This is a genomic window from Coprobacter fastidiosus (assembly GCF_030296935.1).
Lineage (GTDB): Bacteria > Bacteroidota > Bacteroidia > Bacteroidales > Coprobacteraceae > Coprobacter > Coprobacter fastidiosus.
Genome location: NZ_AP028032.1, coordinates 1003550 through 1016970, shown reverse-complemented (window position 1 = coordinate 1016970; position 13421 = coordinate 1003550). Strand labels below are relative to the sequence as shown.

The following is a 13421-nucleotide window of genomic DNA, read 5'->3' as shown; positions in this document are numbered from 1 at the left end:
AGAATATCAAAATTCCAATATTTCAGATTGCATAGAAAGGACATCTATTGTAAACAGCCGGTTACGTAACGGTTTTCCGCATCCGGTGATCACTTTAATGGTTTCCGAAGCCTCTATACATCCGATAATACCGGGGACTACACCTATGACACCGTTTATTGTGCGGGGCTTAGAGGTCAGTTCTTGTTCGTCGGGGTAAAGATCTCGGTAAGTCATACCACCTTGATAATTGAATACGGACGCTTGACCGAAAAATTCTCCGATTGTTCCGTATATATAAGGCTTTCCTGCTGCAACACAACAGTCGTTTATCAGATAACGTGTAGCGAAGTTATCGCACCCGTCTATAACCAGATCATATTTCTCGACTAAACTCATCGCATTTTTTTCTGAAAAAAACTCTTGATATGTATCGATTTGTATATTTCCTGACAGAGCCTGAAGGCGACGTTTCGCACATTCTACTTTCGGTAATCCTATTTCTTGTTCGGTGTATAGCACTTGTCGTTGTAAATTACTTTCTGAAACAACATCGGCATCGATTAATCCGATACGTCCTATTCCTGCTCCTGTAAGATAAAGAGATATAGGAGAACCCAATCCTCCTACACCCACTAATAGTACCGATGCTTCAGAAAGTTTCTTTTGTCCTTCGTTCCCGATTTCGGGAAGCATAATTTGACGGCTATAGCGTTCCATATTCGTTTAATTTATCTATCGAATATCTCATCCCAATCTTTCCATACAACTTCATATCCCTGCTGTTTGATCGCTTTTTCGACCTCTTCGGGGGATCTTTCGTCACTGACTGCGAATTGTTCCAAAGCTTGAGGATAAGTAAAATATCCACCCGGTTCGGTTTTTGACCCTGCGCTCATCGATGTGACACCAAGAGTCGTAATATTGTTCCTGAAGTTGGGGCTTTCTCGTGTAGAAATCGATATATCGACATCATGATCAAAAATGCGATACGCAAAAATCAGTTGAGCCAGTTGTCTGTCGGTCATTACTACATTCGGCTGGAAATGTCCTTCAGAGGGACGCATACGCGGAAAATTTACACTATATTTCGTTTTCCAGTAGTGTTTTCTCAGATATTGTAAATGTATGGCCATCATAGTCGTGTCGGTACGCCAATCTTCCAGTCCGATCAATACGCCCATTCCGATTTTATGGACTCCTGCTTGCCCCATGCGGTCAAACCCGTTTACTCTCCACTCGAATTTCGATTTCATTCCTTTGGGATGATATACCTTATAACGATCTTTGTTGTAAGTTTCTTGAAAGCATACCACACCATTTAACCCTGATCGGGTCAGTCGATAGTATTCTTCGCTTTTCAGAGGCATTACTTCTATTGTCAAATTCGAAAAATAAGGGCGGGCAAGCCGTAAAGCGTTTTCAAGATAATCGACACCTGCGTCACGGGGATTTTCTCCTGTCACTATCAATAAATTTTCAAATGGTCCGATTCTGCGTATGGCCTTGCATTCGTTGACAATTTCTTCATCCTTCAATATGACTCGTTTTATCGGGTTATCATGTTGAAATCCGCAGTACACACAATGATTTGTGCAGGAATTTGTAATGTATAAAGGTACATACATTTGTATCGTTTTACCGAAACGTTGTTGGGTGTACATGCGGCTTAGAAATGCCATTTTTTCAAGATATTTATCTGCTGCCGGAGAAATTAGCGCTATAAAATCGTCTATTTGCAAATGCTTTTTATTTAAAGCTCTTTCTACATCGGCATCTGTTTTGGCATAGATCTGTTGTGTGATCTCATCCCATGAATATTTTTCTAATTCTTCAGAAAATAACATATACTTATTTTTCTTTTTTATGCAATGAATTGATTCTTTTGAGAATGTTTTTTCGGGTACATCGTACACCAACGGAATAATATTCCGGTTCGGCATTCTCCAGATAAACTTTTAGTTCACGTAATAACTCCTGTTCTTGCATACACAATTTATAGGCTAATTTCATGCAAAGAGCCTGTACCGCAATGCTTTCACCGGGAGATAGCATATGATTGATACAATAATCGAAAAGGGTAACAGGGAAATCCCCTGTTACCGGTAATTGATATAATATAGACAGTCGCAACCGCTTTATTCCGTCGTGAGGAGAGTCCGGGAGTTCCTGTATCAATTGTTCGTAATAGGGGACGAACCATTCAGGATACATTTTACATAACTTTTCACATGCCCAAGTTGCTCGCCATGCAATTTTTATTTCGCTGTCTTTAGTTAATTGTATTAACGGAATAAACTCTTGTGGACGGCGCGAAACAGAAGTGACAATCTGATCGATAATCTTGCGTGACAAGGACTCTGATAACAATCGGCGAAAATCGGTTACTTTTTCCATTTATATTTATTTTGTACAGTCGTTTAAGTTTTGACTGATGCGCATGGCACAAAAATTCGGACCGCACATTGTGCAATATTCTCCGTCATTTTTTGAGCCTTCTTTATAATACTCTAATGCTCTTTCCGGATCTAAGGAAAGGTTAAATTGGTCTTTCCAGCGGAATTCGAAACGGGCTTTGCTCAGTGCATCGTCCCGTACCTGAGCACCCGGATGACCTTTGGCTATATCTGCTGCGTGAGCTGCGATCTTATATGCGATAACGCCATTACGTACATCCTCGCGATTGGGGAGACCTAAATGTTCTTTAGGAGTTACATAGCAGATCATTGCTGTACCGTACCATGCGATCATTGCGGCTCCGATAGCAGACGTTATATGATCATATCCCGGAGCGATATCGGTAGTCAACGGTCCTAACGTGTAAAAGGGTGCTTCATGGCATGATGTCAGTTGCTTGTCCATATTTTCTCTGATTTTTTGCATGGGAACATGTCCCGGACCTTCGATAATGACTTGTACATTATGAGCCCATGCTTTTTGGGTTAATTCTCCAAGTACATCTAATTCGAGGAATTGTGACCTGTCGTTGGCATCATGTATCGATCCGGGGCGCATGCCGTCACCTAAGGACAAAGCAACATCATACTGTTTCACGATTTCACAGATTTCGTCGAAATGAGTGTATAGGAAATTTTCCTGATTATGACTTATGCACCATTTTGTCATAATAGAACCTCCACGAGATACGATTCCTGTGAGTCGTTCTCCGACAAGTTCGGCATGAGCTTTTAATACTCCTGCGTGTATAGTGAAATAATCTACACCCTGTTCGCATTGTTCGATTAAAGTGTCCTTATAAATTTCCCATGTGAGGCCTTCGGCTTTTCCGTTTACTTTTTCGAGAGCTTGATAGATAGGAACAGTTCCCATCGGAACAGGACAATTGCGAATGATCCATTCTCGTGTCTCATGAATATTATCTCCGGTGGACAAATCCATTAAAGTATCTCCTCCCCAGCGACAACTCCATAACGCTTTGTCAACTTCTTCTTCAATACCAGAAGAGAGTGCCGAGTTACCGATATTCGTATTTAGTTTTACTAAGAAATTTCTGCCGATAATCATCGGCTCGGCTTCGGGATGGTTGATATTTGCAGGGATAATAGCCCGTCCGGCGGCAACTTCATCTCTGACAAATTCCGGAGTAATATGGCTTTTTATACCAAGCATCTCGTTTTGTAGATTTTCTCGGATAGCCACATATTCCATTTCCGGGGTAATAATTCCTTTTTTGGCATAGTACATCTGAGTAATTTCTTTCCCTTTTTTGGCACGATAGGGCAGTTGTACATTTTTGAAACGAATCGGATCTAAAGATTTATCTGCCGTGCGGGAACGTCCGTATTGGGATGTAATTTCGGAAAGACGTTCGACATCATTACGTCCTGTAATCCATGATTCCCGCAAGCGTGGCAATCCTTTTTCCAAATCTATTTCTATTTTCGGATCGGTATAAGCTCCGCTGGTATCGTAAATATATACGGGGTCATTATGCCTTGTGATCCGTTTTCCGTCAATGATTTTTACCGTATCGGTCAAATTTACTTTCCGCATGCCTACCTGGATGTTATATAATTTTCCGGGTACATAGATTTTTTCAGATCCCGGATAACTATTTTTCATGTCGTTTTTAGGTTTCATATCGTGTATTTTATTTATCAGGTGAATTAATCTAGAAAAGAGGTGAGGGGGCTGCTTGCTTCGGCATGGCGTCTTTGAACTCCGAGTCCTGATTCATAAGCTAACCGTCCGGCTTCTACGGCTTGTTTGAAAGCTAAAGCCATTTGCTCAGGATTTCCTGCGATTGCGATTGCTGTATTTACAAGTACAGCATCTGCCCCCATCTCCATAGCTTCTGCAGCATGTGATGGAGCTCCGATACCTGCATCTATAACGACAGGGATATTGCTTTGTTCTATGATAATTTCAATGAGATCCCGGGTAATGATGCCTTTGTTCGTTCCGATAGGAGCACCTAAAGGCATCACAGTAGCAGCACCTGCTTCTTCTAACCGTTTGCATAGTACCGGATCGGCTTGAATGTAAGGCAATACGACAAACCCCATTTTCGCTAACACCTCGGTTGCTTTCAGTGTTTCTATGGGGTCTGGTAATAAATATTTCGGATCGGGATGTATTTCTAATTTTATAAAATTAGTTCCGAATGCTTCTCTTGCTAATTGTGCAGCAAGTACTGCCTCCTCTGCATCACGGACTCCCGATGTATTCGGAAGTAATTGTATATGATCTCGATTGATATGGACTAAGATATCATCTTCCGGATTTTGCATATCAACACGTTTCATGGCAACGGTCACCATCTCTGATCCTGAAGCGATGATCGCTTTTTCCATTAACGGATTAGAACTGAATTTGCCTGTACCTACAAAAAGACGGGAGTTGAATTCCCTGCCTCCGATTACTAATTTATTCATTGTTATACTTGTTTATAAGATTTATAATCAATTGAGTTTCGACTTGAGGATTTTCTGCTCGCAGAATGCTTCCTGATAAAGCAATGCCTGTGACTCCGGTTGACATGATTTCAGGAATGTCATTTTTGGTAATTCCGCCTATCGCAACGATGGGTATTGTATACCCTTTTTCTTTACAAGCCATAAGTATTTTTTTATAACCGTCGATCCCTAAAATAGGGCTCAGATTTTTTTTTGTTTCTGTATAGCGAAAAGGTCCTAACCCGATATAATCGACTCCTTCTTTTATTAGCCGTTCGATATCATCGAGCGTATTGGCTGTTCCACCGATAATATATCCGTTCCCTAATATTTTTCTGGCATCAGATGGGGACATATCGTTTTTCCCTAAATGCACTCCGTCTGCTCCGGTTTTCAATGTCGCTTGTACATGATCATCGAGAATCAATTTTGCATTATATTTTCGACAATATTCTTTTAGTTGTAGAGCTGTTGCCATAACGGTCTGTTCCGGTATATTTTTCATTCGGAGTTGTATCCAGTGGCATCCTCCTTTTAAGGCTTCGATTGCAGATGTCAGATAATCGTATTTTTCGTTGCTATGGGTAATGAATTGTAACATAAACAGATTTGTTAGCAGATTGAATTTTTTAAGATGTTTATTCGATGTTGTAAAGTATGTAGCGTTATGTCTTCCCATAAATAACCGAGTACGGCAACGCCTCCGAAACCGAATTCTTGCAGTAATGGAATATGTTCGGGAGTTATTCCTCCTAATGCATAGACCTTTGAATTGATAATTCCTTTACGTGATGCATCAGCGAGTTCTTCTTTAGAAAAAGCAGATAAATATCCTTTTTTGGAAATACTGTCGAATATGGGACTGAGGAAGCAGTAGTCTATATCTTCGATATGATCGAGTTCTTCTATTGAATGGCATGATCGGCTTACCGACCCTGTGTGTATTGATGGACATACAGGATTGCGTTTGTTCAAATGAATGCCTTTTAAAGGAAAGGATTCGATTAAATCGAAATGATCGTGAATAACGATTTGTGAATACAGATGAGGTGGTATATCAGACAATAGAGATGCAATATTTTCGGACAAAGAACCCGGTTTACGTATATGTAATAAATCGAGTCCCCCCTCTAACAAAAGTGTTATGGCGTCTGCTTCTCCTTTAAAGAAAGTCGGTCGAGTAATTCCTACTAATTTCATGTAGTGTGCATCTTTTGGAAAGTTCGGTTCTTCTAATGAGAACCGAACTTCAGATTAATCGTATTTTAAAGAACTGAACCGAATCAGCCTCCACACGTAGCCCGAATTACCGTAACTTTATCGCCGTTGGCTAAGAAGGTATCAGGCCAATCTTCTTTACTGATAATTCGGTTATTGACAGCTACTGCTACTCCGTCTGACGTGATGCTCTGACCCGCGAGTAGATCTCGTAGTGTGACCCTGCTTCCTACACAGATTTCTTGGTGATTCAAAAATACTTTCATACACTGTTTTGTTTAATTTCAAGTCTAGGTTGTTACTATTTGTTTTGTTGTTGTGAGTTCAGTGGAATGTGTCTTCTTCCTTTTTTAGGATATGCAAGGGCTGTGGGGCAAAAAAGTGATTTAATGGACCATGTCCCTTGCCGGTTGTAACTTTACTGCCGGTTTTTATGGCTGAAGTAACAAACTGCTTTGCTAGTTTTACCGAATCGGATAAGGAATGACTCAATGCCAGATAAGAAGCTATAGCCGAGGATAGGGTACATCCAGTTCCGTGAGTATTGGATGTTGTTATATTCTCAGCTTTAAAGATATATTCTTCTCCATCTGCTGTAAGTAACAAATCGGTCATTATCTTACTTTTTAGATGCCCGCCTTTCATTAAAACTGCGTGGCAACCTTTCTCCAATAATTTTTTCCCGGCTTTATACATGTCTTTCTCTTTCGAAATTGGTATATTGCTTAATAGTGAGGCTTCATCAAGATTAGGAGTGATAATTGTCGATCGGGAAAACATTGTTTCTCGAATAGTATCGATGGTATTATCTTCGATCAATTTATGCCCGCTTGTCGATACCATTACCGGATCGAAGACGACATAACGAGGGGTATATTTGTCCAAAATTTCAATGACCGCTTTTATGATATTGACGGAGTGTAACATTCCTATTTTTATAGAATCTGTTCCAATATCGCTCAGAACTGCTTCTAATTGTGCCGTTACAATATCAGAATCGATGGGCTGTATAGCTTTTACGCCACAAGTATTTTGTGCAGTAATAGCTGTAATGACAGACATCCCGTACACTCCAATTGCCGACATGGTTTTTAGATCGGCTTGTATTCCGGCTCCGCCGCCACTGTCAGATCCTGCAATAGTCAGACATTTCGGATAATAAATCATCTTTGCTCAACTAATTAGATTTGAGTTTTGTTTTAACTCAAAAGAGGCAGGACCCTATGTAGTTTATAATATATGCTATGAACAAATTCCTACGCCGGCATTATCCGTCAGGTTCATAGGGTATAATCTCAGCCTTTTAGGGCACCCCTTTTGTTTCGTACAAAAGTAGAAAAAAGGTTTGGTTTTATTGCTATAATTTGATTAAAATCGGAAAATAAATTAAAAATGAACTTTAATTTAATATAAGTGGTTTATAAACAATGTTATGAATAATCTGTATATTTGTTTTATTGATATTTTCGGAGTTCTTGAAATTTTGAAAGATTTTTATAATACTAATTTGATAAAATATGAAAATGAAATTTGTAAATGATTTTAAGCAGTTTGCTATGCGTGGTAATGTGGTCGATATGGCTGTCGGTATCATTATCGGTGGTGCATTTGGTAAAATTGTATCGTCTGCGGTTTCTGATGTAATTATGCCGGTGGTCGGTTTATTGATCGGGGGTATTAATTTTACGGATTTGAAGTTGACGTTACATGCTGCTGAGGTCAATGCTGCAGGAGAGGTAGTAACTCCTGCTGTAGAGCTGAATTATGGAAATTTTATTCAAGCAAGTGTCGATTTTCTGATTATAGCGTTTGCTATTTTTTGCATGATTAAGTTAATGGCGAAGTTTACTTCTCGGCAAAAAGAAGAAAAAACGGCTACACCTCCAGCCCCTTCAGAAGAAGTTCAGGTTTTAACACAGATCAGAGACCTTTTGCAAAAACAAAAAACAGAGTGATTATTCTAAATTTTCCCGATAAAAAGATATTATCAGGTCATTTGAGTGTTTTATTTCGGTCTGTTTTCGTTTGTCGGATAGCTGTTGTCACCTTGCAAAGGTAACAAACTATACTTGATTGAAAGAAACTCTTAAATCTGATCCGAATAGATTTTATGTAAGCTCTAAAGAAGTATAATCATTCCGCTTTTCTTAACAAGTCACCCTGCAAAACCAAAATTTTGCAGGGTGACTTTATGGAAGTTATGGAAATTATGTGCTTTATTCTGTGGTTGTTGATTCCGTACCTGTAGAATAAGATAATTCTGTATAATAAGCATTCTCAATCACTTTACCTTCATCGTCTTTTACAGAAAAGACTCCGTTAGGTTTTTGTGAGCTTTTAAATTGGAATACGAGTTTGGTTATTCCGGCCTCTTTAGGAATATAGAATGATCTCCATGCCGCTTCAGTTGCATCTTGATTTATAGTCCCTTCATCATAAATGAGCATGACGGTTTTAGTTTTAGCATCAATTTCTTCTCCTTCAGCCGGTAGCTTTTCTACCAGTTTCAAAGAAGATGCTGTTCCCCCTTCTGCGGTTTTATAAGTTAAAGTTCTGAATGTAATAATGTTGTCTCCATAATCATTAACTTCCATCGTAATAGAAAGATTAGCGATATTGATCAAAGGATCGCTATCTTGAATGGTTATTTCCGAAGATCGGGTGTATTCCTCTATTTCCCATATAGAAATGTCACTCAACTCGGCTTGTATTATAGGAGAATCCGGTTGATTATCCCAGTCTATCAGATAACCGCAGTAGATGCGTTTGCCCCGATCTTCTGCGCTGATACCGTTTCCTGTAATTTTTGCATTCAGATTATCTAAATTAATGCAAGGAACTCCGCTTGAAATCTGTATAGTCCCTATCCCTGAAGATTGTGTCGTATTGCCGTTATCACCGATACATCCGGTTAATAATATCAGAGATAAAACTGTAAATGTAATTCCAACTGTTTTTAAGAATTTGTTCATATTTATTTTGTCGTTTATTTTGTGTGTATAAGATCTTTTTTATTGAAAACTCAAAAAACTCCTGTTAAAAGTTTGTTCTTAAACCTACTTGAAAAATGAAATTCAAGGGTTTATCTTTCCATAAATCGGGAATATCGCTTTTATTATTAATGTAATATGCCATTGATGGTTCTGCATATAATTCTAATTGAGGAATAAATGCATAAGCTGCTCCGGCTCTGAGTTGCAATGACCACTGCGGTTTTTTATCTCGAATATCTTCTGTCCCGTTACTGGATGCAATACCGTTTCTGGCAGTTTCGGTCCTGCGCCCGCTGACATTGAAATCTATTTTAGGCCCTGCCGCAGCATAGAATGAAAAATTCCCGGCACGGGCAAAGCGATATATCGCTTGTAAAGGTATACCTATGTAATGTAATTCTTGTTTTCCTTCTTGACTTAATGATTGAGTTTTGTAGTCTGAACGTAATAATGTGTAGACTATACCACTTTCGACTCCCCAATGCTTACCGAGATGTTTTTCAATAGTCAAGCCGACAGATATGGGTGTCTTGTGTGTGAACTTTAACGGTTCGGGAGTCGAGAATAAACTAAGCTCATCTCCCATAATCGAAGAACTTCTTGTCAGAGGTTGGTTATTCGTATTTTTTGATCCCGGAAGAGCATTCGCAGCCAATAATCCGAGAGAAAAACCGTTTCTTTTTTGGGAATTGAAATTGGTTTCTGTCAAGACCTCTTTTTGACCTGCTTGTTCAAATTCTTTTAGTTTACGATTGTATTCTTCTTCGGAAATGTTATCCGGATGTCTTTTCTGTTCGTTATTTGCTTTTTTTACAACAGAAGGAAAAGTCTTGCTCAGTTTTTCCTCTTTCCCCTGATTATTCGGTTGTTGTGTAATAAATTCATTTATCACCACATTCTCTGATAATTCTTTCTGAACATTTTTTTCTTTTTCAGTAGTCGTTTTAGACTGAGTGATCAGGGGCTTGTGTGGCAGGGAAACCTTAGCTTCTTGTATATTCGGTTCTTCTGTTTTAGGAGGTTGTTGTTGAGGAATGGCAGAATGTCGGTTTTGAACAATTTGTATCTTATCCGATTGTTCTAAAAACAGATAAGCGGTAACAGAGCATACGGCAACAATGATACATGCTGCTGCGTATCTGATAAATACAGGTAAAGAAAAGACTTTTTTACGAGGCAGTTCTTTTTCGATAGATTCCCATAAACCTACAGGAACCTCTGTTTCGTGGTCTTTTAATTTTTCCTGTATAAGATGTTCAAAATCTTTATTGTTCATCTTTCTCTGTTTTACAAGGCATAAACCTTTTTATTTTTCAATTATCTATTATAATTCTTCTAATTTTTTTTGTAACAGCCGTTTGGCTCGGGTCAATTGGGAACGAGATGTACTTTCTGTGATACCTAAGGCATCTCCTATTTCTTTATGGGAGTAGCCTTCTATGACAAACATATTGAAAACCGTCCGAAATCCCGGGGGAAGCTCCGCTATCAGTTCCATTAACTCGTCTGCCGATATTCGTTCTATGGCCGAATAATCTACCTCTTGTAAAACTTCCGTATTGTCGATTTCAACCGACTCTTTCAGAATATCATTTTTACGGAGATATTCTAATGCCGTATTTACAAAAATACGTCTCATCCAACCTTCAAAAGATCCGCTTCCTTCAAAAGATCCGATTGCAGAAAAAACCTTGATAAAACCCTCTTGCAACAGATCCTCAGCCGTTTCCCGGTTACTTCCGTAACGCAGGCATACCGACATCATTTTCCGTGCATAGGTATCATATAAAGCTTTTTGAGCTTTCGGATTATGCTGTTTACAACCTTCTATAAGTTGCGTTTCATTCATTCGGTTCGCGTAATTTATTGCGAACAACTATCAAATAGATGTTTTTCTCTATTTGATAGCTGCATCACATACGTATTTTTTGTCTTTTTTTAGGAATCTGGAACTTTAATAATCGTTTTAATGTCAAAAGTTCCAGATTGCTTCTATATATTTCGGAATAAGAATTAATCTAACTTGTGGATTATAAGTCCAGATCGAAGTTTGGGCTCGAACCATGTCGTTTTGGGAGGCATGATATTTCCGGAGTCGGCAATGTCCATTAATTGTTTCATTGATACAGGATAAAGGGCTAAAGCCACCTGCATTTCTCCGCTATCCACTCGTTTTTTCAGTTCTCCTAATCCGCGGATTCCTCCTACAAAATCGATACGTTTATCAGACCGGAGATCTTTAATCCCTAAAATTTCGTTTAATATGAGATTGGATGAAATCGTTACGTCAAGAACTCCGATCGGATCATTATCGTCATAAGTTCCCGGCTTTGCCGTAAGACTATACCATTTGCCTGCAAGATAAAGAGAGAAATTATGTAAAGCAGAAGGTTTGTATATCTCGTATCCTTTTTCTTCCACAATAAAATTCTGATGTAATGCAGACAGAAATTGTTCGGCTGTTAATCCGTTTAGGTCTTTTACGACGCGATTATAATCGATGATCGTAAGTTGGTTGGCAGGGAAACATACGGCCATGAAATAGTTGTATTCTTCGTCTCCTTTATGATTTGGATTTTGTTTTGCCTTTTCCGCACCGACCAACGCTGCTGCTGCCGAGCGATGATGTCCGTCTGCGATATATAGTGCCGGCATTTTTGCGAATTCTGCCGTAATGGTAGAGATGTCGTTTTCATCATTGACTATCCAGAATGTATGCCCGAATCCGTCCCCTGGTGCTATAAAATCATATACAGGTTTTTGATCTGTATATTTCTTTATGATCATGTCTAATATTTTATTATCCGGATAAGCGAAAAATACCGGTTCGATGTTGGCGTTATTTACACGAACATGCTTCATCCGGTCTTCTTCTTTATCCCGGCGAGTCAGTTCGTGTTTTTTGATAATGCCGTTCATATAATCCGGAACATAAGCTCCCACGACGAGACCATATTGAGTTTTCCCGTTCATGGTTTGTGCATAAATGTAATAATTTTCTTTTTCGTCCTGTATCAGCCAGCCTTTATCTTGAAATTTTTGAAAATTTTCGGCTGCTTTTGCATATACACGCTCATCATGTTCATCTGTTCCGGAAGGAAAATCTATTTCGGGTTTAATAATGTGATAGAGTGATTTTTCATTTCCCGCAGCTTCGGTTCGAGCTTCTTCCGAATTCAATACGTCATAGGGGCGGGATGCTACCTCTTCTACAAATTTTTGGGGTGGTCTTATTCCTTTAAACGGTTTTATTTGAGCCATATTATAGATTTTAAAATATATGCGAAAATAATATTTAGAACGGATAAAGCGTTAAGATGACAGAGGAATTTAGATTTCTTTGTCATCTTAACGCTTTGTTATAAACGTAAAAATATGTTTATTTGTTTACTTTAAACTTGTCTATACCCTCTTTCAAAAATCCTACCGATTGTTTTGCTGCGGCGATTCCTGCGTTGATGTTGGCTTCGGCTGTTTGAGCACCCATTTTCTTCGGAGTGAAGAAATAGCGTCCTGTAAATTTTTCTGCGAACACAGATGCATTATCAGGTGTAATGTCCGATACGTAACGGAAATCCGGACGTTCATCCATTATTTGCACTAATTCTTCTTCATTTATGACTTCCTTGCGTGCTGTATTAATGAGCATAGCGCCTTTGGGCATTTGTTTCAGAAGAGCATAATTGATCGATTTTTTAGTTTCATTGGTTGCCGGAATATGCAATGATACATATTGACAGGTTGAGTAAAGTTCATTGATGTCTGTAATCGGTTTTACTCCCTCTGCTTCCATCACTGATGCCGGGCAATAAGGGTCAAAAGCGAAAACTTCCATTCCGAAACCTTTCGCAATGCGTGCAACGTTGCGACCTACCTGACCAAATGCGTGAATACCTAATTTTTTACCTTTTAACTCTGTCCCTGATGTTCCGTTATACAGATTCCGGGCCATCATAACTGTCATCCCGAATACTAATTCGGCTACTGCGTTTGAATTTTGTCCGGGAGTATTCATTACACAAACTCCGTTGGCAGTTGCTGTTGCAAGGTCGATATTGTCATATCCTGCTCCGGCACGGACAACGACTTTTAATTGTTTGGCGGCATTGAGAACTTCTGCATCGATAATATCACTACGGACAATCAAGCCTTCAACGTCTTTAACAGCGTCCAATAATTTACTTTTTTCTCCGTATTTTTCGAGTAAAGCTAATTTGATACCGGCACTTTCTACTACATCTTTGATTCCGTTTACAGCAACAGCTGCGAACGGTTTATCTGTTGCAACTAATATTTTCATGATCGTGTCTCCTTA

The 13421-nt window shown here is 39.0% G+C and carries 15 protein-coding genes and 1 riboswitch; of the genes, 1 reads left to right on the top strand and 14 read right to left on the bottom strand.

Annotated features, from left to right (window positions below):
• Positions 1 to 6: 6 nt before the first annotated feature.
• The 9 genes from QUE35_RS04145 to thiD all read right to left on the bottom strand — a co-directional run bounded on the left by QUE35_RS04145 (position 7) and on the right by thiD (position 7280).
• Positions 7 to 699, bottom strand: coding sequence for a HesA/MoeB/ThiF family protein (locus QUE35_RS04145; protein ID WP_009319243.1), 693 nt, complete (start codon positions 697 to 699; stop codon positions 7 to 9).
• Positions 700 to 710: 11 nt separating this feature from the next.
• On the bottom strand, positions 711 to 1826 hold the full coding sequence (thiH, locus tag QUE35_RS04140; protein ID WP_022600901.1) for a 2-iminoacetate synthase ThiH: 1116 nt from the start codon (positions 1824 to 1826) through the stop codon (positions 711 to 713).
• A gap of 4 nt (positions 1827 to 1830) precedes the next feature.
• On the bottom strand, positions 1831 to 2376 hold the full coding sequence (locus tag QUE35_RS04135; RefSeq protein WP_009319245.1) for a HEAT-like fold family protein: 546 nt from the start codon (positions 2374 to 2376) through the stop codon (positions 1831 to 1833).
• Positions 2377 to 2382: 6 nt separating this feature from the next.
• Positions 2383 to 4080, bottom strand: coding sequence for a phosphomethylpyrimidine synthase ThiC (gene thiC, locus QUE35_RS04130; RefSeq protein ID WP_022600903.1), 1698 nt, complete (start codon positions 4078 to 4080; stop codon positions 2383 to 2385).
• 26 nt (positions 4081 to 4106) lie between these two features.
• Positions 4107 to 4874, bottom strand: coding sequence for a thiazole synthase (locus QUE35_RS04125; RefSeq protein ID WP_022600905.1), 768 nt, complete (start codon positions 4872 to 4874; stop codon positions 4107 to 4109).
• On the bottom strand, positions 4867 to 5496 hold the full coding sequence (locus QUE35_RS04120; protein WP_009319248.1) for a thiamine phosphate synthase: 630 nt from the start codon (positions 5494 to 5496) through the stop codon (positions 4867 to 4869). Before QUE35_RS04120 ends, QUE35_RS04125 begins: the two co-directional genes overlap by 8 nt.
• Before the next feature lie 11 nt (positions 5497 to 5507).
• Positions 5508 to 6095: a thiamine phosphate synthase gene (locus tag QUE35_RS04115; RefSeq protein ID WP_009319249.1), complete on the bottom strand. Its 588-nt coding sequence runs from the start codon at positions 6093 to 6095 to the stop codon at positions 5508 to 5510.
• 83 nt (positions 6096 to 6178) lie between these two features.
• Complete coding sequence (gene thiS / locus QUE35_RS13685) at positions 6179 to 6379, bottom strand: sulfur carrier protein ThiS (RefSeq protein WP_009319250.1); 201 nt, start codon at positions 6377 to 6379, stop codon at positions 6179 to 6181.
• A gap of 58 nt (positions 6380 to 6437) precedes the next feature.
• Positions 6438 to 7280 (bottom strand): bifunctional hydroxymethylpyrimidine kinase/phosphomethylpyrimidine kinase, encoded by an 843-nt coding sequence (gene thiD, locus QUE35_RS04110; RefSeq protein ID WP_022600906.1) that lies wholly within the window; start codon positions 7278 to 7280, stop codon positions 6438 to 6440.
• A gap of 69 nt (positions 7281 to 7349) precedes the next feature.
• A riboswitch (TPP riboswitch) is annotated at positions 7350 to 7439 on the bottom strand.
• A gap of 191 nt (positions 7440 to 7630) precedes the next feature.
• On the opposite strand from thiD, the gene mscL reads away from it, so the two are divergent.
• A complete protein-coding gene (gene mscL, locus QUE35_RS04105; RefSeq protein WP_031258470.1) occupies positions 7631 to 8068 on the top strand; it encodes a large-conductance mechanosensitive channel protein MscL in 438 nt (145 codons plus the stop codon).
• A 261-nt stretch (positions 8069 to 8329) separates the two neighbouring features.
• On the opposite strand, the gene QUE35_RS04100 is transcribed toward mscL, so the two are convergent.
• From QUE35_RS04100 to QUE35_RS04080, 5 genes are all read right to left on the bottom strand, one after another.
• Entirely contained in the window at positions 8330 to 9085 is a 756-nt protein-coding gene (locus QUE35_RS04100; protein WP_022600910.1) for a hypothetical protein, read from the bottom strand.
• A 64-nt stretch (positions 9086 to 9149) separates the two neighbouring features.
• The gene (locus QUE35_RS04095) at positions 9150 to 10382 is read right to left on the bottom strand and encodes a porin family protein (RefSeq protein WP_009319257.1); all 1233 of its coding nucleotides are present in this window, start codon (positions 10380 to 10382) and stop codon (positions 9150 to 9152) included.
• A 48-nt stretch (positions 10383 to 10430) separates the two neighbouring features.
• The gene (locus QUE35_RS04090; protein ID WP_009319258.1) at positions 10431 to 10955 is read right to left on the bottom strand and encodes an RNA polymerase sigma factor; all 525 of its coding nucleotides are present in this window, start codon (positions 10953 to 10955) and stop codon (positions 10431 to 10433) included.
• Positions 10956 to 11119: 164 nt separating this feature from the next.
• Complete coding sequence (locus QUE35_RS04085) at positions 11120 to 12367, bottom strand: DUF1015 domain-containing protein (protein WP_009319259.1); 1248 nt, start codon at positions 12365 to 12367, stop codon at positions 11120 to 11122.
• 118 nt (positions 12368 to 12485) lie between these two features.
• Complete coding sequence (locus QUE35_RS04080; RefSeq protein ID WP_022600913.1) at positions 12486 to 13406, bottom strand: NAD(P)-dependent oxidoreductase; 921 nt, start codon at positions 13404 to 13406, stop codon at positions 12486 to 12488.
• Positions 13407 to 13421: the final 15 nt, after the last annotated feature.

Excerpts from the sequence above, each read along its gene's own strand:
- QUE35_RS04145 (WP_009319243.1), bottom strand. The coding sequence starts at position 699 with ATGGAACGCTATAGCCGTCAAATTATGCTTCCCGAAATCGGGAACGAA.
- thiH (WP_022600901.1), bottom strand. The coding sequence starts at position 1,826 with ATGTTATTTTCTGAAGAATTAGAAAAATATTCATGGGATGAGATCACA.
- QUE35_RS04135 (WP_009319245.1), bottom strand. The coding sequence starts at position 2,376 with ATGGAAAAAGTAACCGATTTTCGCCGATTGTTATCAGAGTCCTTGTCA.
- thiC (WP_022600903.1), bottom strand. The coding sequence starts at position 4,080 with ATGAAACCTAAAAACGACATGAAAAATAGTTATCCGGGATCTGAAAAA.
- QUE35_RS04125 (WP_022600905.1), bottom strand. The coding sequence starts at position 4,874 with ATGAATAAATTAGTAATCGGAGGCAGGGAATTCAACTCCCGTCTTTTT.
- QUE35_RS04120 (WP_009319248.1), bottom strand. The coding sequence starts at position 5,496 with ATGTTACAATTCATTACCCATAGCAACGAAAAATACGATTATCTGACA.
- QUE35_RS04115 (WP_009319249.1), bottom strand. The coding sequence starts at position 6,095 with ATGAAATTAGTAGGAATTACTCGACCGACTTTCTTTAAAGGAGAAGCA.
- thiS (WP_009319250.1), bottom strand. The coding sequence starts at position 6,379 with ATGAAAGTATTTTTGAATCACCAAGAAATCTGTGTAGGAAGCAGGGTC.
- thiD (WP_022600906.1), bottom strand. The coding sequence starts at position 7,280 with ATGATTTATTATCCGAAATGTCTGACTATTGCAGGATCTGACAGTGGC.
- mscL (WP_031258470.1), top strand. The coding sequence starts at position 7,631 with ATGAAAATGAAATTTGTAAATGATTTTAAGCAGTTTGCTATGCGTGGT.
- QUE35_RS04100 (WP_022600910.1), bottom strand. The coding sequence starts at position 9,085 with ATGAACAAATTCTTAAAAACAGTTGGAATTACATTTACAGTTTTATCT.
- QUE35_RS04095 (WP_009319257.1), bottom strand. The coding sequence starts at position 10,382 with ATGAACAATAAAGATTTTGAACATCTTATACAGGAAAAATTAAAAGAC.
- QUE35_RS04090 (WP_009319258.1), bottom strand. The coding sequence starts at position 10,955 with ATGAATGAAACGCAACTTATAGAAGGTTGTAAACAGCATAATCCGAAA.
- QUE35_RS04085 (WP_009319259.1), bottom strand. The coding sequence starts at position 12,367 with ATGGCTCAAATAAAACCGTTTAAAGGAATAAGACCACCCCAAAAATTT.
- QUE35_RS04080 (WP_022600913.1), bottom strand. The coding sequence starts at position 13,406 with ATGAAAATATTAGTTGCAACAGATAAACCGTTCGCAGCTGTTGCTGTA.